General features: G+C 51.8%; 21 protein-coding genes. 10 read left to right on the top strand and 11 right to left on the bottom strand.

Going from position 1 to position 24,090, the window contains the following annotated elements; genetic code table 11:
* Positions 1-8: 8 nt before the first annotated feature.
* From ACO0LC_RS19250 to rbsK, 3 genes are all read right to left on the bottom strand, one after another.
* On the bottom strand, positions 9-1,538 hold the full coding sequence (locus ACO0LC_RS19250; RefSeq protein ID WP_423006040.1) for an ABC transporter ATP-binding protein: 1,530 nt from the start codon (positions 1,536-1,538) through the stop codon (positions 9-11).
* A gap of 134 nt (positions 1,539-1,672) precedes the next feature.
* Positions 1,673-2,677 carry a BMP family lipoprotein gene (locus ACO0LC_RS19245; RefSeq protein ID WP_423006038.1) on the bottom strand — a complete coding sequence of 335 codons (1,005 nt, stop codon included), beginning with the start codon at positions 2,675-2,677 and terminating at the stop codon, positions 1,673-1,675.
* Positions 2,678-2,992: 315 nt separating this feature from the next.
* Positions 2,993-3,922: a ribokinase gene (gene rbsK, locus ACO0LC_RS19240; protein WP_423006036.1), complete on the bottom strand. Its 930-nt coding sequence runs from the start codon at positions 3,920-3,922 to the stop codon at positions 2,993-2,995.
* Positions 3,923-4,359: 437 nt separating this feature from the next.
* Between rbsK and ACO0LC_RS19235 the strand changes: the two genes are divergently transcribed.
* The gene (locus tag ACO0LC_RS19235; protein WP_423006034.1) at positions 4,360-5,049 is read left to right on the top strand and encodes an aspartate/glutamate racemase family protein; all 690 of its coding nucleotides are present in this window, start codon (positions 4,360-4,362) and stop codon (positions 5,047-5,049) included.
* A gap of 48 nt (positions 5,050-5,097) precedes the next feature.
* Here ACO0LC_RS19235 and ACO0LC_RS19230 read toward each other — a convergent pair whose 3' ends face one another.
* The 3 genes from ACO0LC_RS19230 to ACO0LC_RS19220 all read right to left on the bottom strand — a co-directional run bounded on the left by ACO0LC_RS19230 (position 5,098) and on the right by ACO0LC_RS19220 (position 7,280).
* On the bottom strand, positions 5,098-6,168 hold the full coding sequence (locus ACO0LC_RS19230) for a DUF1176 domain-containing protein (RefSeq protein ID WP_423006032.1): 1,071 nt from the start codon (positions 6,166-6,168) through the stop codon (positions 5,098-5,100).
* Positions 6,169-6,646: 478 nt separating this feature from the next.
* Positions 6,647-6,838, bottom strand: coding sequence for a Thivi_2564 family membrane protein (locus ACO0LC_RS19225; protein ID WP_423006030.1), 192 nt, complete (start codon positions 6,836-6,838; stop codon positions 6,647-6,649).
* 106 nt (positions 6,839-6,944) lie between these two features.
* Positions 6,945-7,280 carry a collagen-like triple helix repeat-containing protein gene (locus ACO0LC_RS19220; protein WP_423006028.1) on the bottom strand — a complete coding sequence of 112 codons (336 nt, stop codon included), beginning with the start codon at positions 7,278-7,280 and terminating at the stop codon, positions 6,945-6,947.
* Positions 7,281-7,770: 490 nt separating this feature from the next.
* Here ACO0LC_RS19220 and ACO0LC_RS19215 point away from each other — a divergent pair, with 490 nt between their 5' ends.
* Both ACO0LC_RS19215 and ACO0LC_RS19210 read left to right on the top strand, forming a co-directional pair.
* Positions 7,771-9,003 (top strand): ATP-binding protein, encoded by a 1,233-nt coding sequence (locus ACO0LC_RS19215; RefSeq protein WP_423006026.1) that lies wholly within the window; start codon positions 7,771-7,773, stop codon positions 9,001-9,003.
* Between the two features lie 10 nt (positions 9,004-9,013).
* A complete protein-coding gene (locus tag ACO0LC_RS19210; protein ID WP_423006024.1) occupies positions 9,014-10,696 on the top strand; it encodes a hypothetical protein in 1,683 nt (560 codons plus the stop codon).
* A gap of 179 nt (positions 10,697-10,875) precedes the next feature.
* Here the strand turns inward: ACO0LC_RS19210 and ACO0LC_RS19205 are convergent, their stop codons facing one another.
* Complete coding sequence (locus tag ACO0LC_RS19205; RefSeq protein ID WP_423006022.1) at positions 10,876-12,654, bottom strand: hypothetical protein; 1,779 nt, start codon at positions 12,652-12,654, stop codon at positions 10,876-10,878.
* 412 nt (positions 12,655-13,066) lie between these two features.
* A complete protein-coding gene (locus ACO0LC_RS19200; RefSeq protein WP_423006020.1) occupies positions 13,067-13,366 on the bottom strand; it encodes a hypothetical protein in 300 nt (99 codons plus the stop codon).
* 149 nt (positions 13,367-13,515) lie between these two features.
* Here ACO0LC_RS19200 and ACO0LC_RS19195 point away from each other — a divergent pair, with 149 nt between their 5' ends.
* The 7 genes from ACO0LC_RS19195 to ACO0LC_RS19165 all read left to right on the top strand — a co-directional run bounded on the left by ACO0LC_RS19195 (position 13,516) and on the right by ACO0LC_RS19165 (position 22,093).
* Positions 13,516-14,616, top strand: coding sequence for a PfkB family carbohydrate kinase (locus tag ACO0LC_RS19195; RefSeq protein ID WP_423006018.1), 1,101 nt, complete (start codon positions 13,516-13,518; stop codon positions 14,614-14,616).
* 49 nt (positions 14,617-14,665) lie between these two features.
* Complete coding sequence (locus tag ACO0LC_RS19190) at positions 14,666-15,592, top strand: pseudouridine-5'-phosphate glycosidase (RefSeq protein ID WP_423006016.1); 927 nt, start codon at positions 14,666-14,668, stop codon at positions 15,590-15,592.
* A 30-nt stretch (positions 15,593-15,622) separates the two neighbouring features.
* Positions 15,623-16,225, top strand: coding sequence for a hypothetical protein (locus ACO0LC_RS19185; RefSeq protein WP_423006014.1), 603 nt, complete (start codon positions 15,623-15,625; stop codon positions 16,223-16,225).
* A gap of 407 nt (positions 16,226-16,632) precedes the next feature.
* The gene (locus ACO0LC_RS19180; protein WP_423006012.1) at positions 16,633-18,531 is read left to right on the top strand and encodes an SEL1-like repeat protein; all 1,899 of its coding nucleotides are present in this window, start codon (positions 16,633-16,635) and stop codon (positions 18,529-18,531) included.
* Positions 18,532-19,128: 597 nt separating this feature from the next.
* Entirely contained in the window at positions 19,129-20,106 is a 978-nt protein-coding gene (locus ACO0LC_RS19175; RefSeq protein WP_423006010.1) for a sterol desaturase family protein, read from the top strand.
* A 17-nt stretch (positions 20,107-20,123) separates the two neighbouring features.
* A complete protein-coding gene (locus ACO0LC_RS19170) occupies positions 20,124-21,257 on the top strand; it encodes a sensor histidine kinase (protein ID WP_423006008.1) in 1,134 nt (377 codons plus the stop codon).
* A 14-nt stretch (positions 21,258-21,271) separates the two neighbouring features.
* Complete coding sequence (locus tag ACO0LC_RS19165) at positions 21,272-22,093, top strand: LytR/AlgR family response regulator transcription factor (protein WP_423006006.1); 822 nt, start codon at positions 21,272-21,274, stop codon at positions 22,091-22,093.
* A gap of 38 nt (positions 22,094-22,131) precedes the next feature.
* Here the strand turns inward: ACO0LC_RS19165 and ACO0LC_RS19160 are convergent, their stop codons facing one another.
* The 3 genes from ACO0LC_RS19160 to ACO0LC_RS19150 all read right to left on the bottom strand — a co-directional run bounded on the left by ACO0LC_RS19160 (position 22,132) and on the right by ACO0LC_RS19150 (position 24,077).
* Positions 22,132-22,665 carry a hypothetical protein gene (locus tag ACO0LC_RS19160; protein ID WP_423006004.1) on the bottom strand — a complete coding sequence of 178 codons (534 nt, stop codon included), beginning with the start codon at positions 22,663-22,665 and terminating at the stop codon, positions 22,132-22,134.
* Positions 22,666-22,758: 93 nt separating this feature from the next.
* Complete coding sequence (locus ACO0LC_RS19155) at positions 22,759-23,865, bottom strand: patatin-like phospholipase family protein (RefSeq protein ID WP_423006002.1); 1,107 nt, start codon at positions 23,863-23,865, stop codon at positions 22,759-22,761.
* A gap of 14 nt (positions 23,866-23,879) precedes the next feature.
* On the bottom strand, positions 23,880-24,077 hold the full coding sequence (locus tag ACO0LC_RS19150) for a hypothetical protein (RefSeq protein WP_423006000.1): 198 nt from the start codon (positions 24,075-24,077) through the stop codon (positions 23,880-23,882).
* Positions 24,078-24,090: the final 13 nt, after the last annotated feature.

The following is a 24,090-nucleotide window of genomic DNA, read 5'->3' as shown; positions in this document are numbered from 1 at the left end:
CTTGGTGCTTAGTGCGTATGTATACCACCCATGAGGCAACCTATCTCGGTTGCATCAAATTCTTCTGCCTTCAATTCACCCGTGATGGCACCGCCAGAGATGACCAGGATGCGGTCAGCCAGGGCGCGTACTTCTTCCAGTTCTACCGATACCAGCAAAATCGCAATGCCGGCATCACGCATCGCCAGCAGACGGGTATGCAGGCTTTCTATCGTGCCTATATCCACGCCACGGGTAGGCTGGCCTACCAGCATCAGTTTTGGGTTGGCAGCGATCTCGCGCGCCATCACCACTTTTTGCTGGTTACCGCCAGACAGCAGGGCGATACGCAAATGCGGGTCAGCCGGGCGTACATCAAACTTGGCCAGCAAGTCTGTGCAATTCTTCAAAATACTTTTGTAATCCAGCAAACCAAAGGACTTGCCGAGTTTTTTCTGGTAACCCAGGAAGCTGTTCATCATGACCGAGAAATTTTTGACGACGGCATCGCGCAAGCGGTCTTCTGGAACATGGGCTATGCCCAGGTCACGGAAAGTGGCTGGCAAACCATCGGCATCCTTGCGGCCATCAAAGGGCAAATCCTTGCCCTGCATTTGCAGCTTGCCACTGGTGGGTAGGCGCATGCCGCTCAAGATTTCCAGCAATTCACTCTGACCATTACCAGAGACACCGGCAATCGCCACGATTTCACCGGCGCGGATATTGAAACTGACATTCTTCAGCAGGCTGACTTTTTGCGAGTTCACCAGGTTCAGGTCCTTGACTTCGAGCACCGTCTCGCCCGGCGCATAGACAGCACGCGGCAAGTGGGTGACTATAGGGCGGCCTACCATCATCTCGGCCATTTGTGCCGTGGTGGTGTCCTTGGTCGCCACTGAACCGATGACGGTGCCGCCGCGCATGACGGTGACCTGGTCGGTAATCTCTTGTATCTCTTGCAGCTTGTGGGTGATCAGGATGATGGTCTTGCCCTGTTCCTTGAACAGGCGCAGCACTTCAAATAAGGAGGCGGCCTCTTGCACCGTCAATACAGCGGTAGGTTCATCGAGAATCAGGATATTGGCGCTGCGGTAAATCTGCTTGAGGATCTCTACCCTTTGCTGCACGCCGACGGACAAATCCTGTATCGTCGCCAGCGGGTCTACATCCAAAGAATAGCGTTTACAAATTTCGCGCAGCTTTGCCTCGACTTCATGACGCTTGGGTTTCAGGCGAAAACCGCCTTCGGTACCCAGCATGACATTGTCGAGCACTGTCATGTTCTCGACCAGCATGAAATGCTGGTGCACCATGCCTATGCCCAGGTTGATCGCTTCCTGGCTGTTGCGGATATGCTGTTCTGCGCCATTGATGAGCAGCTTGCCGCTGTCAGCGCGGTAATAGCCATACAGTATGCTCATCAGCGTGGACTTGCCTGCGCCGTTTTCACCAATCACGCCATGGATGGACCCCGGCGCAATGGAAAAGCTCACATCACGGTTGGCCTGTACTGCACCAAAACGTTTGGAGATCTGTTGAAATTCGACTGCTGGCTGCATACTTTAGCGTTTCTTTAAATGGCGGTGTGCAAGGGCTTATACATCAATCAGGGCGCATTTGCGCCCCTATAGTGACTTATCGTCAATCTTAATAGTCAACTCTTGGTCAAATCTTAGTCAAATGCTACCCGACATCAGACCGGGCACTTATTGCCTTCACGGAAATCAACAACCTTGACCTTGCCATTGATGATGTCTTGCTTGGCTGCATTGATACGTTTTTCCATGTCCGCGCTGACGACAGCGCGGTTATCCTTGTCCAGTGCCCAATCGACGCCGCCTTCTTTCAGGCCCTTGTATTGGGTACCGTTTTTCCAGTTACCATTTTTCAGCTGCATGAAGCTGTCATAGATAGCCTGGTCTACACGTTTGACCATGGAGGTCAGCATGCTGCCCGGATGCATGTAGTTCTGGTTGGAATCCACGCCTATGCCCAGCTTGCCTTTTTCCTTGACGGCTTGCAAAGTGCCCATGCCACTGCCACCGGCTGCTGCAAAAATCACATCGACACCGCGTTCAAACTGGGCGCGTGCCAGTTCACCACCCTTGGATGGGTCATTCCAGGCGGCGGTAGTGGTGCCTACCATGTTTTGTACTACATCAATCTTGGCTTCCGTGGCTTTGGCACCTTGTGCATAGCCGCAGGCAAAGTTGCGTATCAGGGGGATGTCCATGCCACCGACAAAGCCTACCTTCTTGGATTTGCTGGCAATTGCTGCTGCTACGCCCACCAGGTAAGAACCTTCTTGTTCCTTGAATAAGACGGAGCTGACATTGTCACCAGTAGCAACACCGTCGATCAGGACGAACTTGGTTTTAGGGAATTCCTTGGCAATATTCTGCACAGCCTGCGCCTGGGCAAAGCCAATGGCGGCGATCAGGTCTACATTCTTGCGGGCCAGATTGCGCAAGACTTGTTCAGTCTGGGTGTCGCTGGCGACTTGCACTTCGATAAAGTTGAGTTTGGTTTCTTTCTTGAAACGCTCAGCGCCTTCAGATGCAGACTGGTTGAAGGACTTGTCAAACTTGCCGCCTGCATCATAGATCACTGCAAATTTAAGGTCGGCAGCATAAGCACTGGCCGCGCCGCCGACAGCCATCAGGGTCGCCAGGGACAGGCAGATTTGCTTGAGTTTCATGAAATTTCCTTCATCAGATGTCGTTGTGCTGTTGTGCTCATGAGGAGCATGCAGCGCCCAAATTAAAAACCATGTTTTTTCGCTGCCACAGCCTGGGCTTTGTAAAAAATCAAGCCAGTCTTGAAAGCCTGTGCAAGCCTAACATGGTGCAGACATTTCGTTTCAGCCACGCGGGCGAAATTTTAACAAAAACAGTGTTGCTCAGTGTTGCTACTGGTGGGCAGGGCATGATTTATCGCCCAAGTCCAATTTGTTGTTGTGTTCTCCGGTGCTTATCCTGTGATTACCCGGCGATTATCCAGTTAATCCAGTTAATCAAGCAGCTTTCCTGAGCGCCATGAAATCCAGCACTTGCTGGCGCTGCGGTATGGATGTCTGCGCACCCAGCTTGGTGACAGTCAGTGCGGCTGTGTATTGCGCTTCACGGCTGGCGTCGATGACGCTCAGGCCATTGGCAATACCAACGGCAAAAGCGCCGACAAAGGTGTCGCCCGCAGCGGTTGTGTCCACCACATCCACCTTGACAGCAGGGATGAACTGGCTGCCAGTCTCATCCGTAATCAGGGCACCATGCTCACCCATGGTCAGCAAGACCGTGCCTGTGCCGCGTTGCAGGATTTGTTCCGATGCTGCTTTGGCGCTGTCCTGGTCTGTTACTGTTACGCCACTCAGTTGCGAGGCTTCTGTTTCATTCAGGATCAGGTAATCCACCTGGGCCAGCAAGGCATCTGTCAGGTCTTGTGCCGGGGCCGGGTTCAAAATCACTTTGACACCCTGGGCGCGGGCGATTTCTATCGCGCGGATGACGGTGGCCAATGGGGTTTCAAGCTGGCAAACCAGCAATTGCGCACCAGCGATGGCGGCTGTAGCAGCATCTACCTGTGCCGCTGTCAGTGTGGCATTTGCGCCTGCGGCCAGCACGATACTGTTGCTGCCGCTGTCATCCACCAAAATACCGGCTACGCCTGTTGCTACACCTGCTACGCGGGCCAGATGCGTCAGCTCCATGCCTTCAGCTGCCAGGCAATCGCGGGAAAAACTGCCAAAACCATCGTCGCCTACCGCACCTATGAAGCTGACCTGGGCACCCTGGCGGGCTGCAGCAACGGCTTGATTGGCTCCTTTGCCACCTGGAATTTGACAAAATTCATGGCCATGCAGGGTTTCGCCTACGGCCGGCATGCGCGGCGTGCGAAAAACCAGATCCATATTGACGCTGCCGACTACAGTGATGCGTGGCTTCATGATGCTATTCTCGGTAAAAAGTTGTCGCGCAATCGTTTGCGCAATCGATTTCGTATTTAACTATGGAGCCTGTTTAACGTCAAGCGCAATCTGATTTTTTGGTCAAAAATTGTGCAAAATTGCGGCAGACTGGCAACCATGGTTTGATTATTCTTTGCTGTCACTTTTGCTGGTATTTGCAGAGTGAGGGTTTGCTGCATCGCACCAGACTGGCTCATCAGGAAAAATTGCCATTTAAATCATCATTTATCTGCAAATATGCCAAAGCGCGCTGATTGTGGGGCTCAGCCAGTGAGATGTCAAATGAGTCAATAGATTGAGTAGGTATAGTGCATTTGGTTTGGCGACGATTTGTGTTTCAAAGCCCGAACCGCGATGTGATTTTGAGTATTATGATGTTTTGTTAAATATCATAACTTGACAGGAATGAAACAACCATGAGTTTGCATATAGGTATAGTTGGTTGTTCGGCCGCCGGGGCGGCGCTTTGTTATCGTACCATTTGTGAAGAAGGCGCCAGCTTGCTGGGCCCTCATGCCCATCCTGAAGTGAGCATGCATACGCCTTCGCTGACTTTGTATGTTGATTGCCTGGAACGTGGCGACAGGCAAGGCGTGGCTGATCTGATGCTGGCATCGGCACATAAACTGGCCGGGGCAGGGGCGGACTTTTTGATTTGCCCTGACAATACCATCCATCAGGCTTTTGATCTGGTGCAGGCAAGCTCGCCTTTACCCTGGCTGCATATTGCAGAGGAGGTGGTTACAGCAGCAGTGCAACATGGCTACCGCCGTGTCGCTATTACTGGCACCGGCTGGCTCATGGGTAGCGAAGTCTATCCTGCAGTCTTGCGCAAGCAGGGGCTGGATTTCGCTTTGCCAGATGCAAACGACCAGAAGCGCCTCAATAGCATCATCATGGATGAACTGGTCTGCGGCATCATCAAGCCCGAAAGTGTACGTGAGTATCTGGCTATGATAGACAGGCTCAAAGCAGGTGGATGTGATGCTGTCATACTGGGCTGTACTGAGTTGCCATTGATCGCCAGTGATGACAATTCCAGCCTGCCCACACTGGACTCTACTCGCTTGCTGGCGAGGGCCGCTTTGCGCAAGGCATGTGCATGATTGTGCTTGATGGTGCCGAGCCATCCAGGCTGGCCATACCTCTATTGACTAAGGTCTGGCACTTCGCACCTCGCTGACATAAGTCGGCAACACCCTGTCGCTACCTGGCCCGGGGCCACACATGGAGCTGGAAAATGCATCGGTATGCACAAATTGCCTGCCATCCCATGTCCATTTATCAGCAAACCAGCAATGCCCTACGCTACTGCCCAGTTGAGTGGATGAGATAATGCCATCCTTATATTCAGTCGCTGCCACTGTAATCAAGGCCGCCTGAAATGGCGGTTTCTCATTCACGACCCAATAAGCATCGCTGGTATTGTAGGCACCGGCACTGCACCTGGTATTGATCAGTAATTTATCGGCAGAGAGGCGGGTGACTGCGAATTTGGTTTTTCCTGCGCCGCTTTCTTGCATGTCTGCGCAATAGTTGTCACCCTTCAGTGTACTCAATAAGTCTTTATGCAGCGCCTTGTAGGAGGTGGCGATGAACTTGTCGTCACCGGCCTGCGGCAGGCTGACAGATGCAGCATAGACGACCGGGATGGGAAGGGCGGGCAAGACAGTGTCTTCATCCTTGTTACCCTTTTTGACCAGTGCAGTTTTCGTACCCAGGCGTCCCTGGCTTTCATCCATTTTTATAAAAACGGCAGCCGCTCCCTGGTCTGAGATATGCCAGCGCAGATCGCCGGTCACAAACTCTATCTTGCTGTCACTTGCCAGACTCTTGATGAGCAAGGCGACTTGCTGTTCTGACAGGTCAGCATGCAAATTCTTTTTCTGGTCTATCATCAGCCTGCCTGCGTCGAGGCCATTGATACGCATATTGAGGGCAAACCGGGCAGGTAATTTTTTGAGCAGACCCAGATGTTCGTCCCTGGCCAGCTCAATATCGCCAGTGATATTCTGGTTTTTACCTGCCTTGCGCGTCAGGACCAGGGAGATGCCCAGTTCGTCTTCTGCCGCAGGATTGCCAGCCGCCCTGCATGTTCTGGTGTTGTCACATACCAGTTGCCAGTCTTTGTGGATAAAAATTGAGCCGGGCACTTGTTGTGCAGCCAGCGGCAAGGAAAAGAGTAGTGCTGAAATTCCTGAGCAGACCAGGGCAAACCGTTTCATGTATTTCCTATATGAAGAATGTTATTGCTATTGTAGCAAAGAGCACCTATAAGAAAACTGCGGCCGCCCCGGGTCGCCCTGCACCTTTATCCTGACGTAAAAGTTCGGCTAATCGTGCCTGTATGGCCTGGACTCTGTCTGGATAGCGTTCGGCATTAATGCGGCCAAGAATTTGTTTGAGCTGTGCTTCATCGTAACTGTTGAAGTCAGGGCCATCGCCTGAGTCTTTTATATTTAGGACTTACGCAAAACCGCCCCAGCTGCGTTGCAGCAACAAGCCAAATAGCCAGCCGGGCAATTTTTTCCAGGGTAAGAGGAATCCCATCTTGTTATCCTTTGACTTTGCGCCCATGCCAGTCTGGCAAAGATAAGCGCAACAGGGCAGAGTATATACAAGATGGTGCAAACGATAGCTTCAGGCAGTGCAGGCGTAAGCCCTGGCTTGATAGCCATTACTTTCATCCGTGCCCATTTGCCACTACCAGCGCAACTGCGGCATATGTATGCCAGGCACGATGCCAAAGGCAGACAGGACGATCACAATCAGCAAGACGATGAACAGGACGCGCACTACCTGTGCCACGGGGGCTGGCAAGGGCAGTAATCCGACCAGCCACCAGACCAGGCCGAATACTACAAGATAGATAATGAGATTGATGAGCTGATTCATGATGTCGTTTTCATTAGGTGATAGAGGGAGCCAATACGTGTTTGCCCGGGCTGCGACTGATAAATGCTAAATAAAAAAGCTGACAAACACTGACTGGCCAGCTGCATTATTTTTGTGGCAGGACGACGATGGTGTCGCCAGGTTTTCCTTGTGTGCCTGGCGTGCCTTTGTCGCCAGTCGTACCCTTGTCACCAGTTGCACCCTGCATGCCGTCGGCACCTGCGGGGCCCGTGGCTCCTACGGAAGCGGGCGCACCTTTGTCACCTGTCGCGCCAGTAGTACCTGTGTTGCCTGTGTTACCAGTGGCACCCGTTGCACCGGTAGCGCCAGCAGGGCCAGGCACTGCGACGGGTACCGGGACCACCACTTGTGTAGGTTGGCGCTCACAGGCAGTCGTTGCCATTACTGTGGCGAGTGTCAATATAAGTAAAGTGTATTTCATGGAATTAGCCTAAGTGATTAAAGGAAGGATGGGGACGAAACAGCTCGATAGCGAAGTAGACATTGACCTGAATTTATTTGTAAGCAGGCAATGACAACAGCACCAGCACAGATAGCGCAATGCAGGCAGAGCATGCGCGCAAAATAAGTCCCCATCAGTGCGCTGACGAACATACGGGGACATACTTTTGGCTTATCTTGGCTGTACCGGTAATATCAGGTGTCGTAAAGCACTGGCGTCATCTACCCCAATCGGCTGAGCGGTGAGGCAGTGAGAAAAAGTGTTGGCAGGAATAAATAGAGCAAGCCCGCAGGCCATAAGGTCTGTGGGTTTTTTTGTGGCAAGTGCAAAACCATCGTCAAATTTCAGCTTTACACTAAGAAAAAATAGTACTAAGATTATTTATTGATAAATTTTCTTAGCATTTTATTGATGCATTCTTGGTATTATCTTGGCATACACAGACTAAGATCAATATAAGGCAAACTCCATGGACAACATTGCAGGAACACCGGTAGAAGGCGAAAACTTCTTTGGTCGCAGCACAGAAGTAAGGCGGCTGGCCGAGATTCTTGACAATGATGACATACTCTTGCTGGGGCCGCGTCGCATAGGCAAGACATCCATCTGCCGTGCTGTCATGGCGCATGTCAGGGAAAAAAGCTGGCATGCGATAGAAATCAATGTGGCATCCTGCCAGGACGAGCTGGCTTTCCTGGAAAAACTGCATACCGCCCTGGCACCAGAAATGGCTTCCCTCAGCAGCAAGATCAAAGAGGGCTTCATTGCCACCTTCGATGCCATCAGCGCCCGTATCAAATCCATCAAGATACCCATTCCCGGAGCAGGCACAGCCAGCGTCGACCTGGCTGAGAGTGCAACTGAAGACTGGATAGCCGTCGGCAATGAAGTCTTGCACCTGCTGGTACAGGCCAATCAGCACTGGTTGATCTATATCGATGAGCTGCCCATCATGCTCTTCAATATGATACGCAATGACACGGCGACTGGCGTCAAGCGGGTGCGCCGCTTTCTTGACTGGTTTCGCAACGATGTGCGGGCACTGCCAGACTCCCATTCAGTCAGATGGCTGGTATCGGGTTCGGTCGGGCTCGATACCCTGGTCCAGCAACATGGCATGGCCGATACCATCAATAGCCTGAATCACCAGAACCTGGCTGCTTTTACAGATGAGGTGGCGATTGCCATGCTGTTCAAACTGGCAGACCGCTATCAACTGGCACTGGACCAGGACTCTGCCGCCAAGCTGGTGGCTGCCGTGCAATGGGCGCAACCTTATTATTTGCAAAAAGCCTTTCACTATCTGCGTCAGCGCGTCAGCAGCAATGCCGACGTTGATATCGCCAGCCAGATAGAGTTCGCCATTAATGACATGGTCCAACCCGGATCGGACAATGACTTTCATCACTGGGAACACAGGCTGGTGCAACAACTGAGCAGCAGTGACGCCGCACATGCGATTGCCTTGCTGGGCCTGGCAGCACAAGATGCCAGCGGTGTCCGTCCAGAAAATCTGCTGAGCCATTTGCAGGGCCGCATGCCTAACGACAGTGCCGAAAAACAGAGAGAAGTCTTTATCAATCTGCGCGACATCCTGCAAAGAGATGCTTACTGGTGGCCAGATGAAAGCTCGGGCAATAAACGTTATCGCTTCCATCTTGAACCCCTGAGGCGCTGGTGGATCAGGAGGAACACGCTTTAATGAGCTCGCTATGATGAACCATCACTACAATCCCGACTGGCTCACAGAAGAAGCCTTGCTGGCGGGCTTTGTGGCGCGCCAGAACGACTTTGCTTTCATGCGCGCAGAACTCGCCAGAGCACCGCTGGCGGGCAGTGTCCAGCACTATTTGCTGGTGGGCGTGCGTGGGGCAGGCAAGACCACTTTATTAAAGCGCCTGGCCATTGCCATACGCCGCGACCCGGAGTTGAACAATCACTTGATCGCCCTGTCTTTTCCTGAAGAGTTGTACCAGGTTAAAAACCTGGCAGACTTTTGGTGGGTTGCATGCGAAGCCCTGGTTGATGAACTTGATTATCTTGAACAAAGCCATGAAGCAGAAAAACTTGAGCAAGCCATAGCGCAGGTGCGCACGCATACTGACAAAAATACGCTGACTGCCGATGCAGGCTTCCAGCTATTGCAAGACACTTGTGCCCACTTGCAAAAGCGTCCTGTGATGCTGGTCGATAACCTCGACATGGTGTTTGAGCGCATCGACAAATCTGGTCGCAAACTCAAAGACCCGCATTCTCCTGCTTATTGGGCCTTGCGCGAAACACTCTCCACCAGTACATCCCCCATCGTCATCGGCGGCTCGGTACGCCTGTCTGATGCCTTCATCGATTACGACAAGGCTTTCTATGATTTCTTTTTGCCCAAGCGCCTGGGCAAGCTCAGCCTGGCGGAAGTACGTAGTGTGCTGGAACACCTCGCCGATGCGCAACACCAGCCAGAAGTCAAAGAACGCCTGCACAGCAATCCGGCCCGTGTAGAAGCCCTGTTTGAACTGACGGGCGGTAATCCACGCGCACTTGGTTTGATATTTGAGCTTCTGCGTAGTGGCCCCAATAGCCGCGCAGTAGAAGACTTCGAACGTCTGATGGATATCACCACGCCTTACTACAAGGCCCGCATAGAAGACTTGTCAGAACAAGCCCAGGTCATCATGCACGCCCTGGCTGTACACGATGCCAAACTGGGTTTGCGCTTTGGCCATACTGCGGCAGAAATCGCGAATTACACCGACCTGCCCACCACCAGTATTTCTGCCCAGTTGAGCATACTGGAAAACGAAGGCCTGGTAGAAAAATCTCCCGCCCATGGACGTACTCAATACCGTATCGTTGAACAAATGTTCCGACTCTGGTTGCAAATGCGTGCAACGCGGCGCATACGGCAAAACGTGATTTCTTTGGTCAGGTTTTTTGAGTCCATGTATGACCAGGATGAGTTACGGGCCAAGCCGAAAGAGAGCGGTGAGGGTAATGCGCTTGCTCAAAAAAAAGCTATTCCTGCTGTGGCTTCGACCGAACATGTCTATGCGTCCCAGGGTAGCCAGCTACAGGCTCCCGGATTGCAAGCCTTTAGCACCCTGGAGATAGCCGGGGTACAAGAAACGCTTGAAAGCCTGACGGGAAATATTGATCTCTTGGTCAGTACAGAATTTGTAGAAAAATATCTTGCTTCGTTACTGAAAATTCCAACATCTGCGTCACGCGTCCTGGATGAAATGCGCAGCCTGGGTTACGACAAGTATGCACGCCCATTGATACTGGCCTTCGAAGCGGCGCTTGAAGATAAAGCAGATATGCTAACAGAGCTGGAGCCAGAACTGCAGGGTGCGACCATGCATATGTATGCGCGCCTGACGGGTAAGTCTGGAAAGAAATGAAGTTAACAAGTCGAGAAGTCTGAGGCAGGCTCAAGTCGGGACAGCTCTGTTTCCACGAGCCGTGAATGAAAAATAATTGCCCAAAAAATGGGCAATTGGGCAATTGTTTTTGCAGGTGTGCTTTTACATGACAGCAGCACCACTGGAACTTGCATGTTCAGTGGCGCTGCCTGCAAGTGTTACTTGCTCTTGGCTTTTAACTGCGCCGTTGGCAGCGGGGTTAATTTAGGCCAGATATGACTGGTGTTGACTGTATTCGTCGAATGACAGGCAAAGCAGTTAAGGCTGGGATATTTAGGGTTGCCGCTGACATCGCCCAGCCAGTCAGTACTGACGCCCTGGAACACGGTTTCCATGGTGGTGTTGGCCAGCATGCTGGTGCCGACCTGGTTGATGGCGCCTGCACTTGCTTTGTCGGGTGTTCTGCCGCCTGTGGTCCAGGTCGAACCTATCATGCGATAGTTTTTGCGAACATCGCCGTCAGCCAGTTGTGAGATGACGCTTTGGTTGATAGAGATGATATCGGTATTCGACTCCGGTGGCGTAATCACAGGACCAGGATGAGTGGGGTCGGCCTGGCGTGGATTCTGGTTGGAGGCAGCACCCCAGGCTTTCCAGCGCAGGGTGTTATTGGGTTTGACGACGCAGGGATTGCTTTTATCAAGACAAGTGATGGTGGTGCTGGAAGTGTCATACAGTCTTTGATCAAAAGGGCCAGTGGCACCATCCTGGCTGAACAACCACTTACCCTTGGTATCTTGCGGCACAGTCTTGGTCGCGCCATTGACATCAAAATAAGAGTATTCGGCATTGGGCGTATTGTGATCATGTTCAAAGGTCGCCCAGATCAGTTCAGGGTTACCCTTGGCACTGCCAACCACATGCATGCCGACCAGGGCTAACTCCACCTTGCGCGTTGCGCCATTTTGCAGATTGACAGACTTGATATTATTGGTATCAACTTTGGGTACTTCAGCCTTGATCGTGATGAATTTCTTTTTGGTGGCATCATCAAAACCTGTGGTTTCTATCCATGACATCTTGATTTCCATGGCCAGCGCTTCTGGTGCTGCCAGTGGCTTGAACCCCACTTTTTTTGCATAGTCAGCCACCTTGGCCAACTCTTCTGCGGTGGTGGGGTATTGCAGTTTGGCAGGATCAGCCGCAGCATTTTGCGTGAAAAAGTAGGCGTATAAATCATTGGTGACGATAGAGTAATACACCAGTGAGCCATTTTGTGCCATCAGCACATTGCCTCCGGCCTGGCCTATGGTGACGTCGACATCATTGCCAGCGGCATCCTGATACTTGAATCCGCCTTTGACATTGGCCTTGATACTTTGCACGACGTTTTCTCCCAGGCTGCCATTCTTCAACTGGGTTTGCAGTTGCAGCAGTCTTTTGTTACCCGCTGGCGGTGGCAGCACTTCAACTAACTTGCCGCTCGTGTCAAAACCAATCGGCAAGTTATGTGGCCCCAGTTGCGTCAGCATAGGGCTGAATTTCATGGCATGTTTTTGATCTTGCGGGATGAAAGTACGGGCGGGTGGTTTGCCGCCAACACTGACTTCTGGCGATACGCCATAAAAAGCCGAGGACAAAAATATCCGATCACCCCCACTCAGGTTCTTGGGCGTAGGCGACACCAGCCATAAGAACATTTGCTCTGACCATTGATAGAAACTGCAGGCCGATGCATCCGGGAAATTGACGCTGTCAGCCGGTTTGACCAGGCCATCAACTTGCACCCCAGCCGGATTAAACCATTGCGCAAAAGCTGGTGCAGGTGGTGCACCGGCTGATGGTGGTGTGGACGTAGTGCAGGTAGGTTTGACATCTGCAGGCAAGACTTGCGCCTGTGCCAATGGTGCCAGGCAGGCAGCCAGCAATAAGGCAAAGCCGCTTGCGGTTTTCACGGTACAACCAGGCAGGGCCTGGTGGCAATTGAGCTTGTTCATGGGTTCCCTCGTATTTGGATTTGGTCTGGTTTATGCTGCGCCCAACATCAGTAAGATGCAGAAAAGCAATAGATTGAAGTAGCAGAGCTATCCTGGACTGAGGCCTGATCTGCCAAGTAAAGATTAACATTTATTTATCTTAAGTTGTAAATAAGATTAGTAAATTTATTAATTGTTAAAGATTGTCTGCCCATGCATGTGCACAGATGCGACAAAGCCAGATCACTTATTGCTGGAGGGGAAGAAGTTATGCGTGAGAGGAATGGTGCCAGCGGGCATCAGCAGGAATTGCGTGTCAGGCCCGGCAGTCTTCCATTCCGCAGTTTGGACACGGTCTCTGCCTGTCATGCCAGGTTTATTGCGGCAATTTGCTCATTGCCCTTCTAGCTCAATAGGTCGCAGTTGGGCGATCTCATGTACCGCCCCTGGCTGCTTCGTACTCTCTTCTTATCTTGTCTTCTTCCTTGAACTGCGGCCTGTATTGTTCTAGCACCAGCGTCATCTCTTCTATGGACATGAGTAGTGCACGGCTACGCAGGGCTGAAAAAAACAACATCTCCTCTTCAAGTCGCTTGATTTCAGCTTCATCGGGAACCTTTGCATGATATTGGTCACCCCAGTACGCTGAGCGCAAACTGATCAAGCCGCCCAGCAAGTCATTCACTTGCCCATGACGGGTTTCGAATAAAAGTATGGTTTCGAGGTCTTCCATATCTGGTCTTTTCTAGTGGCTAATAAATAATTTTACCCCTGAGCAGCTGATTTGCTGAGGCTAGCGGTAAATTCTTCATTGACTCTGTAAAAACAAATGTTTATTATTAAAAACAATTGTTTTAAGTATCGATATAGTCCAGCAAGAAAATGACACAGCCCACCTCCAAAAAAGAACAGCTTTACCAGCTCATTGCTGCCCAGCCCTTTATCTCGCAGCAAGAACTGGCAGACCAGCTAGGTCTGTCGCGCTCTGCCGTGGCCGGGCATATCGCAGCCCTGATCCGTGACAAACGCCTGCTGGGCCGTGCCTATGTCTTGCCCGACCAGCGCCCGGTGGTGTGCATAGGCGGTGCCAATATAGACCGCAAGCTGCGCACCCTGGGGCCGGTGCAGATGGGCACCTCCAACCCTGTCAGCCAGCATGAAGCCTTTGGCGGTGTTGCCCGCAATATTGCCGAGAACCTGGCACGCCTGGGCTTGCCCACACGTTTGCTGTGTGCCGTCGGTGACGATGCTGCCGGGCAAAGCCTGCTGGCCCACGCGCAAGCTGTCGGCATCGACATCAAGGCATGCCTGCAAGCTGCTGGCATGCATAGCGGCAGCTATACTGCCTTGCTCAATGATGAGGGCGACATGGTGCTGGCCCTGGCCCATATGGAATGCTGCGAAGCCCTGACACCAGATTATCTGCACAGCCGCCAGCCACAGCGCGGCCATGCCGCCTTCACCATCGCCGACTTGAATTTACCCACGGATAGCATAGGCTTGTTATTGCAAGAAGCACATCAACAAGCCATGCCGCTGATGATGGTGGCAGTGTCTGAACCCAAGATGGCACGCCTGCCGCAAGATTTACGCGGCTTGCGCCTGCTATTGTTGAATCAGGGTGAACTTGAAGCCGCCGTCGCTCATCGCATTAATAGCGATGCCGAAATGGGTACAGCCTGCCAGCAATTGCAGCAGCGCGGCGTGCAAGATGTGATCGTCACCATGGGTGTGGATGGCGTGAGCTATACCTGCAGTGATACAGGGCTAGGCATGCGGCATTTGCCGGCACCCGCTGCCGCAGTGCGTGATGCCACCGGGGCAGGCGACGCATTTGCCGCAGGCGTGGCCTGGTCTTTATACCGTGAGCCAGATGACCTCGGTCTGGCCTGCGTATTTGGCTTGAAACTGGCAAAATTGACGCTGGAAAGCGATGCGACTGTGGCTGCAACAATTAGCCCCACTATTTTTGAAGAAGCTTAGTACACGACTAATACAGGATATTTCTTGTATCTCTAAAAAAGGAAACATCATGCAATCATACTTGGTTCTATCCGACGAAGTCCGCGCCGCCCGCCTGGCCGCCAAACCTGTGGTAGCACTGGAATCCACCATCATCTCGCACGGCATGCCCTATCCGCAAAACGTGCAGACTGCCCGCGAGCTGGAACAAATCATCCGTGATGGTGGTGCCGTGCCTGCCACCATCGCCATCATGAATGGCAAAATCCACATAGGCTTGAGTGATGAAGAACTGGAGCTGCTGGGCAATTCGCCTGATGCCATGAAGGTCAGCCGCCGTGACCTGGCCTATGCACTGACCAACAACAAACTCGGCGCGACCACCGTAGCTGCCACCATGATCTGCGCCGCCCTGGCAGGCATAGAAGTGTTTGTCACTGGTGGCATAGGCGGCGTCCATCGCGGTGCTGAAACCAGTTTTGATATCTCGGCAGATTTGCAAGAACTCGCACGCACTTCCGTTGCCGTGGTTTGCGCCGGTGCCAAATCCATACTTGACATAGGCTTGACGCTGGAATACCTGGAAACCCATGGCGTGCCCGTCGTCAGCGTGGGTCAACCAGCCTTCCCGGCCTTCTTCACTACTGACAGCGGCTACAAGGCAGACTTCCAGCTCGATACCGCAGAACAACAGGCAGAATTCATCCACGCCAAATGGACCCTGGGATTAAGCGGCGGCATCGTCATCGCCAACCCTGTGCCAGTCGAATCTGCCATGCCCAAAGAAGAAATCGAAAGCATCACCCAGCAAGCTTTAAAACTGGCTGACGAGATGGACATCAGCGGCAAAGCCATTACGCCTTTCCTGCTCAATCGCATCAAGCAAATGACACAAGGCCGCAGCCTGGAAACCAATATCGCCCTGGTCAAAAACAATGCCGTCGTCGGCACGCAACTGGCCCTGGCCCTGCATCATTTGCGCAAGCGTACGGTCTGAAAATATTTACATCATATGCGTGGGGGTAATATGGGGTTGGCAGCTAATTTTTACATTGTGACAGACTGGGATTACATCGCAAGTCTGTCAACAGAAGATGAGCTCGCAGCAGTCTTTGATGAGGCCAAAGAACGCCTGCTAGAATGCCCGACCCCGAGCGTAGAGAATAGTACAACGCCATATTGGTGTTATCTTTATGAGGCGGAATTTGCCTTAACATATTGGAAGTTTGCCGGGCGCGCAGGCAGTGAAACATATACCGATGTAATTCGTCCGATTTTGGACGAGACTACCAGAGTAAGGGCCGATGCCTGCCTGCAAGCCCTGTTCTGGCATGGTTGTGACTGTGACTTGCCACAACAACGTGATCTTGAAAAAGGTGAGCAGTTTGTCGGTTACAACCATGGATTTTTAGTCAGCATCAGGCCCGAAAATGTTAGCCACTTGCGTACTGAACTGATCTATCTAATCCAAAGATTCACACATCCTGAAATGCAGCAGGCACTCGGTGCTGCACCTGATTCAGATTACACATGTTCATGGCAAATCTGGGCGGGTTATATCGAACTTTGGCAGGCATTACTAAGCGAAGCTAATTCCAAAAACGCTGGAATACTGGTGGAAGCAACTTAGCACTTCATTACCCCACCGCGGGAGCCCGTCCAATTCCTTCATACAGTCATTTGCGCAAGCGTACAGTGTAAAAACACCGTTCTGTAAGGGGCGCCATGCGCACCAATTTATTTGCCGCGTCTATCGATGAGTGGTGCGCGTGGCGCACCCTACCGGGATGTTGAAGCACACGGACGAGTGCCACTATCTGCAAATTCCCGCGTCCGCCAAATGCAATAGCTGGCACATTTCCCAATAAACCTTACCTTGCATGTCGTCATTCCTGCGCAGGCAGGAATCCATCGCGTTAACGGCCAGGTGCTCATTGCACTTAGTGGTAATGTTAGAATCCTCCAAAGTACATCTCAGTTGCTCTACTGTATCTTACCTACGATATCCACATGGGTTTCTATCAGCATATCATCATCATGGCAGAAAACATCGACGACACGATGGAACTGCCTTCGCTCTTGCTTCACTATGACTATAGTGCACGCAAGCGCCGTTGCAATTGCCTAAAAAAAGAGAATACACTGATCTATACCTATTATAGAAAAAGTGATTATCATTTTGAGTATTTAAAAAACCTCTCTGTCATGTTTCCGACAGTACGTTTTTTGCTGTTCGAAGAATCGCCCGGGGAATGGGGGGCGTCAAGAGTCCGGCGCATGATCAATGGCAGCTTGATTGACGATTATATGGTCTGTGACGAGAAGCGTTATTTTGTTTTGTATTTTCACCCTGAAGTTTTTTATCAGTGGTTCCGTAGCGATGGACCAGAGGAACGAGCATGGGCTCATTTTTTGAGAACTTTGCCTTATGAATTTATGGATAGCTTGCCCTTGTTAAGGGATCTCGAACTGTATGAGAAATTTTCCTATCAGCCAGCACCTTATAATCCAGAAGCTGGCTATCAATTAAAAGACCGTATTCGTGAAAATCCGGCGTTTTATGGTTGGACGAGGTGTCCCTTGAAAACGCGTTATGTACGAGGGGATGCACTTCTGGATCAGCTTATCAAAGTCAGGGAGTTAGAGTTCTCAAAGCATCTTCAAGTGTTTGATAAGCATTTATTGTCTTACCAGCGTTTGGTGGATTTATATTTGATGCGTGGAAATTTGGATACAGCCGTCGCGGTATGCAAGAATCTATTAGAGATATTTTATAGCCAACAAGATCAAAATAGAGCTATTCATGGTGTCAATAAGGTTCTCAAGGTTTTAGTGCCTATTTACCTTGATTATGGTTTATATAAAGATGGCGAAGCTGTTGTAGAACAGTGTCTGTCATATATGGATGCACATGCTGCCGAGAGTGAAGATTTCATAAATACGCTTATCGAATTAGGAAAAATATATCGTGCGCAGAACCAGTATACCCAATTCCCAGTCCTCTACGAGCGTGGTTTAAAGCATTATGCAGACCGTGAAATACTTGTTGCAGACGACGTTTCGTCATTGCTGAAGTTTTCCATGTGTTGCGCCGAAATGCAACTGTTTCAACAGGCTGAGGAACTGATCAGAAAAGCGGACTGCATCTGCAGTAAAAACAATTTACCTTGTGAAGAGTCCAGATTGATCGAAATTGAGATTGTCAAGGCGGATGTTTTCCAGTTGCAGGGCAGGAAGGAGGATGCAATAAGCGCTTATAGGCGCGCCCTTGAAGGTGAGTTGAAATTAAATGGCAATAAACCAGATTTTTTGCCGGCACGTAAAATTCGTACAGCAATGTTGAAATTGCAGGGGCAGACAGAGCTTGCGAGAGAAATGCTTACACCTTTCACTAAACATAGCCTGGAAGGCCTGGATGAGAATTACTTAAAGGATGCTGGAGACAAGGGAGACCTTGATGCTCAATTATTGATGGCTGATATTAAAAATATCCGTGATCCACATCCGAGCGACGAATTCCCTCTTCCCTATGTCTGGGAATTTTATGAGAGTAACCTGGTGTATTGGTATGGCAAGGCCGCAGCGCAAGGCAATGCCATGGCCCAATGTCACATGGGTGATATGTACAGGCTGGGCATGGGTGTATTGCATGATTTTAAGATTGCCATGGACTGGTATCGCAAATCTGCAGAACAAGGGCATATCCTAGCCATGATGTGTCTGGGTATGATGTACAAGAACGGCCTAGGAGTGGAGAGAAATTTACAGCAAGCCAGAGAGTGGTTTGAACGCTACAATTCCAAATGGGCTGAACAATATATGGAAACTCGCATCTTTGAATTATTTGATGAAACAGGCTCATCAAGCCATGCGCCGGACTATCGCAAGTCGCTCATAGAAAAAATGAAAGCCAAGTTTGCTGCACAGGCTAAATGAATTTTTGTGCCTGTTATGCGTTAATGGGCGGCGTAAAACAACATTCTGTAGGGTGCGCATGGCGCACCCTACTGTCATTTCAAAGCGCACTTGTTGAGCGTCGCTATCCCATGCTGCTTGTGCCGAACCAATCCAAAAACTGGCCCCTCCTAATAAACTCTACCCCGCATGTCGTCATTCCTGCGCAGGCAGGAATCCATCGTGTTAACGGCCAGATGCTTTCACTATGACTATAGTGCAGGCAAGCTTCCTTCATTCTGTTGGAGCGGCTTCAGCCGCGAACATCCTGACCGTGCCGATCTTTTCTACATGTGCCAGGTTTTCGCGGCTGAAGCCGCTCCTACAGGGCGTATAACTGGCATCTTATTGTGGTGGCATCTGCTGACGACAAAATTTGACGCCGCATTTCTGTCATTTCGCGCCAGGCCCGGCTTTTTTCGTCGCATGCCTGTGGCAGATGCCGGTGCTTTGATCAAGCATAGGGGACGGTTCATGGTCTTCCTTCATTTTTGCTGAAACTTGCAAGACAGCATGCGCAGAGGTCTGGCTGGCCAGGGGCCCCGATTTTGTCTATGTCATTCTTGCGAAAGCCTCTCCATGAAGTCTTTAGATTACTACCTGCTCTTTGTTGCCGTACCTGTCGTATTGGTGCTGGCCCTGATCGAGGGTATCGTGCTGTCGCGTCGTCATGCTTATGACTGGCGGGCCTTTGCTGTGTCAGCGCTAGACCTGGTGAGCCGGATTGCGGTCAATATCCTGTTGCCCCTGTCGATAGCCGCGCCTTTGGTAAGCTGGGCTTATATGAACAGGTTGACGACGATACAGTTGAATACGGGTGTGGGTTTGCTGCTCTTGTTTTTGGGACAGGAATTTTGCTATTACTGGTATCACCGCGCTGCCCACAGGGTGCGCTGGTTCTGGGTCACGCATTCTGTGCACCATACGCCGAATGAATTGAATTTGTCGGCAGCAGTGCGCATAGGCATATTCAGCAAACTGTCTGGTACGGCCCTGTTTTTTACTCCGCTGATCTGGCTGGGCTTTGATGTCCGTACCGTGTTTTCTGTGCTGACACTGAATTTGCTGTACCAGTTCTGGATACATGCAAGCTGGATACCCAGGCTGGGCTGGCTGGAAGGCATCATCAACACGCCGTCTGCACACCGGGTCCATCATGCCGCCAATACGGCTTACCTGGATGCCAATTTTGGTGGTGTGCTGGTGGTTTTTGACCGCCTGTTCGGGACTTATGTGGCTGAGCGCAAAGACCTGCCTTGCCGTTATGGCCTGGTGCATCCCGTCACCAGCTATAACCCGTTCAAGATACAATTCGGTCCATGGTGGGACCTGGTGCGCGATCTGGCAAAAGTGCGTAGCTTGCGGGCGCTCTTTGGTTATTTGCTGATGCCGCCGGGCTGGGCACCCGACGGGGCTGGCAATACCACGGCAGAGCTGAAGGCACGTGAGCAGGGAGGTGGACAAACACAGCCGCAGACTCAACAACTGAATAAGGAACATAGTCAGCAGCAGAAGCAAAAACCGGGGCAAGCCCTGTTTCCATCGCCGCATAATTGACGCATAATCTGGCTACCATGTCTGCACCCCTGCCTACACCTATGCTTACACCTGCGCATGATCTACGCCGTCGCCTGCACTGGCTGTGGCGTGAATTGCGCATCAGTATTCCAGCCATGCTGGGAGCAGCCTGCTATTTCAGCATCATGTTTCGCGATCCTTTTGGGATTACGCTGGTGTATGTCGGGTGCATAGGCGTGCTGATACAGGTTTTTCTGGAATCCGGCCGTCACGGCATGGTCTGGTATTTACGTAAATATCAGCCAGCACATGCCGCGGCGAAGTATAACTGGCCGGGCTGGATCTGGATGGGGCCGTGGATCATTGTCTCGGGCGTGGCAGGATTTTATTTTGGCACCTTGCTGGCAAATCTGTTCACAGGCCAGCACCGCCAGCCTGGCGACATCCTGAACAATGCGCGCACACTGACGCTGGTGATGTCGGTGGTGCTGGTCAGTACCACTGGCCTGGTGTATCTGATTTATACGCGCGGACGCATCGCCTTGATGGAAATGCGCACACAAATTGCCTTGCGGGCTGCCGCTGAAAACCAGCTCAAGCTGCTGCAGTCTCAATTAGAACCGCATATGCTGTTCAACACCCTGGCCAATCTGCGTGTCCTGATAGGGCTGGACCCGCCGCGCGCCCAGGAAATGCTGGACCGCCTGACGGATTTTTTGCGCGCCACGCTGGAAGCTTCGCGCAACAATACCCATACGCTGGCGGCAGAGTTCGCCCGCATCGACGACTATCTTGGCCTGATGCAAATACGCATGGGGAACCGCCTGCAACATCAGCTCGATTTACCACCTGAACTTGCGCACTTGATGGTGCCACCCTTGTTATTGCAACCGCTGGTAGAGAATGCCATCAAACACGGGCTGGACCCGGTACTGGATGGCGGGCACATCGTGCTAAGTGCCCGGCGCGAAGCCGATGTCTTATTGCTCAGCGTGCGGGATACGGGCGCCGGGCTAGGGGACAGTCAACAGCAGGGTAGCCACTTTGGCCTGCAACAAGTGCGCGAGCGCCTGCAAGCCCTGTATGGCAAGACGGGCAGCCTTGAGTTATCGACAGTCGATGATGCCGAGGGTGGCAGCCTGGCCATCGTACGTTTGCCACTACAGTACTCCAGCTCACACCAGCAATAGATCGCCTATCGCCTATGAAAGCCACTGCCCTGATCGCTGAAGACGAACCCCTGCTCGCCGCCAACCTGCAAGCAGAACTGGCGCAGCTGTGGCCAGACTTGCAGGTGCTGGCCAATGTCACCCATGGCACAGCCGCCTTGCAACAGGCACTGGCATTACGGCCGGATGTGCTCTTCCTGGATATCCACATGCCAGGCATGACGGGGCTGGAAGTGGCACAAGCACTGGCAGAAGACTGGCCTGACGAAGCTGCCGCTTTCCCCCTCATCGTGTTTGTCACCGCTTATGACCAATATGCAGTGCAGGCTTTTGAGCGCGCGGCTTTTGATTATGTGCTCAAACCCGTGCAACCCCAGCGCATGGCGCACACTTGCAGCCGGGTGCAGGCGGCCTTGCAGCAAAGAGCCAGGGCAGCCACAAGTCCTGCAGTACCGGCAATGCCAGCAGTACCTGACCTGATGCAGCAACTGCGCAGCCTGCTAGACAGCAATGCAGCACCACAACAAGGGCCGGCCTTACGGGTATTGCAAGTTCAGTCTGGCAATACCATCATCATGGTGCCTGTGGATGACATCATCTATCTGGAAGCTGCCGATAAATATGTGCGGGTAGTGACAGCCAGCCGTGAACACCTGATACGCATTTCCTTGCGCGAGCTGCAACCCCAACTGGACCCGCAAGTCTTTTGGCAAATCCACCGGGGTAGCATCGTGCGCTGTGATGCCATTGCCAGCGCCGTGCGTGAAGCCAACGGTAAGCTCATGCTCCATCTGCACAACTGCCCTGATCGCCTGCAAGTCAGCCGCCTGTATCTGCATCTCTTTAAAGGTCTGTAACGCAGGGGCCGGAGATGGGGGGGCGAAAGATATCCCTGCTAATCGGACCTGGATGCATTCTCAAATTGCGGGTAGCTCGCGCCTTCCAGCATGTCTGGTACTGAGCAATTTACTCCTGGCAATTTTTCCCAGCTAGGCTCAGTTTCCGTGGTTTGCATCATATTGGCCCAATGCAGGGTCTGGCTGCCATTGAAAGAGCTAGACATCTGCATCTGGAATACCCATTGTTCATCGACCTTGCTCATCTGGCCAAAACCGGTGACAGTTTCCTGAAAATGCTTGTTGCCGATAAAACTGATTTGTACCTGGCCATTCGCCGTCACTGTGCCCAGCATGCTGCGTTGTTGAGGCGACCTGGTCTTGCCGTTTGATTCAGGATCAAATAGCAGGGCTGAGGAGACACCCCAAATATAACCATTCTTATAGCCGGAAATATGCCAGACAGTCTGGTCGCCAGTCCAGCTCAATACATTGTCGCTGCTGGAAAACTGCAAGGCCGGCAGGTCAGGATAAGTGACATACCAATAGGTGTCAGTCAGAAAATCCCAGGTAGTGCGATTGCTTGCAGACATGCTTGACTCCGTCGTTTGCTGTGATACAAATTGAGAACATCAAATCTGTTGCTGGTGTGAACTATGGTTATCTCTTACAAGAAACCAGTCAAATTATTCTTGCGGCAATTCGTGTATGACCAGGCCGGCATGCGGTGGTAAAGGTCTTTGCCATGACTTGTGGTGCAATGCGCGTTTGCAATCATTGACACCGGCAGACCAGCGGGCTTCCATGGTTGCCAGGCTGAAATCGACATCCTTGAAATAATGATCGTCCGGTAGCGCCTTCATGATGAGGTGGACGACATTGATGGTGTGGTCGCAACCCATGGCGATCAGGGGCTGCAAGTCTTCTTTTTTGCGTTCTGCGGCAGGCAGGCGTTCGCTGAGCGTGCGTATGGCGCGCTGCATGTCTTGCAGGCGCTGATAGATCAGCAATTGTTCTGCTGAACGGCTTGCATACTGTATGCTTTTATAGCGTGTCATGGCAGCAGCGATTGATGCTGGCCGGGTTTCGGTAGGGTCCCACAGATCTATCATGAAGCACAGGGCGTCGGCATGTCTTTCTTCATCAAGGAATACATCGAGTGGTGTATTTGAGTACACACCGCCATCCCAATAGGCCCGCTCGCCGATTTTGACTGGCGCAAAGCCGGGTGGCAGGGCACCACTGGCCATGATGTGCTCAGGGCCAAGACGATCTCTCTTGCTGTCAAAGACCACACCCTGGCCACTGTCGATATCCACCGCACAAATGCTGACCCGTATCGGCCCCTTGTTGAGGTAATCAAAGTCCACATATTTTTCCAGCGTGGCCTTGAGGGGTGAGGTGTCATAAAAACCGGCTTCTTCTATCGGCACCGTGGCATTGATATCCCAGGCAGCACCAAAACGCGGTTTGAAAAAACCATTGACGCCCTGCGTTATTGCCGTCAGGGTATTGAAATTATTGGTGAAATTCATCCACGGAGAAAACGTGGGCCAGAAACTGCTACGGCTTACCGCATCGGGTGCCAGGCTATCCCAGAATGCGCGCATCTGCGTGATGCGTTTTTCAGGCGGATTGCCCGCAATCAGGGCACTGTTGATGGCACCGATGGAGGTGCCTATGATCCAGTCCAGCGATGTTTCTGCTTCATGCAATTGCTGATACACACCCGCCTGATAGGCCCCCAGGGCACCGCCGCCCTGCAAAATCAATACGGTATCCTGATTGGCCATTATTTATCTTGGTTTCAGGCAAAGCCGCCGAGTTGCACAAGTTTGTGCTCTTCACCATCATGTGTGACCGAGATCAGGTCAACTTGATAGGCGGCATTCAATTCATGGCGCAGATGTGCACCCTGGCTGACTGCTGCCATAAAATCATCGCCAGCTTCTGTGGATTTGACGATTTCTTTTTGTTCATTACGGCTAATTAAACGATAGTGCATAAGTTCCTCTGGT

Origin of the sequence: Undibacterium sp. JH2W, assembly GCF_049340425.1 — a bacterium.
Lineage (GTDB): Bacteria > Pseudomonadota > Gammaproteobacteria > Burkholderiales > Burkholderiaceae_D > Undibacterium.
This window is presented reverse-complemented; position numbering and strand designations above follow the sequence as displayed.

Bases quoted from the DNA above. Each gene is read 5' to 3' on its own strand.
- ACO0LC_RS19250 (WP_423006040.1), bottom strand. From the start codon at position 1,538: ATGCAGCCAGCAGTCGAATTTCAACAGATCTCCAAACGTTTTGGTGCA.
- ACO0LC_RS19245 (WP_423006038.1), bottom strand. From the start codon at position 2,677: ATGAAACTCAAGCAAATCTGCCTGTCCCTGGCGACCCTGATGGCTGTC.
- rbsK (WP_423006036.1), bottom strand. From the start codon at position 3,922: ATGAAGCCACGCATCACTGTAGTCGGCAGCGTCAATATGGATCTGGTT.
- ACO0LC_RS19235 (WP_423006034.1), top strand. From the start codon at position 4,360: ATGAGTTTGCATATAGGTATAGTTGGTTGTTCGGCCGCCGGGGCGGCG.
- ACO0LC_RS19230 (WP_423006032.1), bottom strand. From the start codon at position 6,168: ATGAAACGGTTTGCCCTGGTCTGCTCAGGAATTTCAGCACTACTCTTT.
- ACO0LC_RS19225 (WP_423006030.1), bottom strand. From the start codon at position 6,838: ATGAATCAGCTCATCAATCTCATTATCTATCTTGTAGTATTCGGCCTG.
- ACO0LC_RS19220 (WP_423006028.1), bottom strand. From the start codon at position 7,280: ATGAAATACACTTTACTTATATTGACACTCGCCACAGTAATGGCAACG.
- ACO0LC_RS19215 (WP_423006026.1), top strand. From the start codon at position 7,771: ATGGACAACATTGCAGGAACACCGGTAGAAGGCGAAAACTTCTTTGGT.
- ACO0LC_RS19210 (WP_423006024.1), top strand. From the start codon at position 9,014: ATGATGAACCATCACTACAATCCCGACTGGCTCACAGAAGAAGCCTTG.
- ACO0LC_RS19205 (WP_423006022.1), bottom strand. From the start codon at position 12,654: ATGAACAAGCTCAATTGCCACCAGGCCCTGCCTGGTTGTACCGTGAAA.
- ACO0LC_RS19200 (WP_423006020.1), bottom strand. From the start codon at position 13,366: ATGGAAGACCTCGAAACCATACTTTTATTCGAAACCCGTCATGGGCAA.
- ACO0LC_RS19195 (WP_423006018.1), top strand. From the start codon at position 13,516: ATGACACAGCCCACCTCCAAAAAAGAACAGCTTTACCAGCTCATTGCT.
- ACO0LC_RS19190 (WP_423006016.1), top strand. From the start codon at position 14,666: ATGCAATCATACTTGGTTCTATCCGACGAAGTCCGCGCCGCCCGCCTG.
- ACO0LC_RS19185 (WP_423006014.1), top strand. From the start codon at position 15,623: ATGGGGTTGGCAGCTAATTTTTACATTGTGACAGACTGGGATTACATC.
- ACO0LC_RS19180 (WP_423006012.1), top strand. From the start codon at position 16,633: ATGGCAGAAAACATCGACGACACGATGGAACTGCCTTCGCTCTTGCTT.
- ACO0LC_RS19175 (WP_423006010.1), top strand. From the start codon at position 19,129: ATGAAGTCTTTAGATTACTACCTGCTCTTTGTTGCCGTACCTGTCGTA.
- ACO0LC_RS19170 (WP_423006008.1), top strand. From the start codon at position 20,124: ATGTCTGCACCCCTGCCTACACCTATGCTTACACCTGCGCATGATCTA.
- ACO0LC_RS19165 (WP_423006006.1), top strand. From the start codon at position 21,272: ATGAAAGCCACTGCCCTGATCGCTGAAGACGAACCCCTGCTCGCCGCC.
- ACO0LC_RS19160 (WP_423006004.1), bottom strand. From the start codon at position 22,665: ATGTCTGCAAGCAATCGCACTACCTGGGATTTTCTGACTGACACCTAT.
- ACO0LC_RS19155 (WP_423006002.1), bottom strand. From the start codon at position 23,865: ATGGCCAATCAGGATACCGTATTGATTTTGCAGGGCGGCGGTGCCCTG.
- ACO0LC_RS19150 (WP_423006000.1), bottom strand. From the start codon at position 24,077: ATGCACTATCGTTTAATTAGCCGTAATGAACAAAAAGAAATCGTCAAA.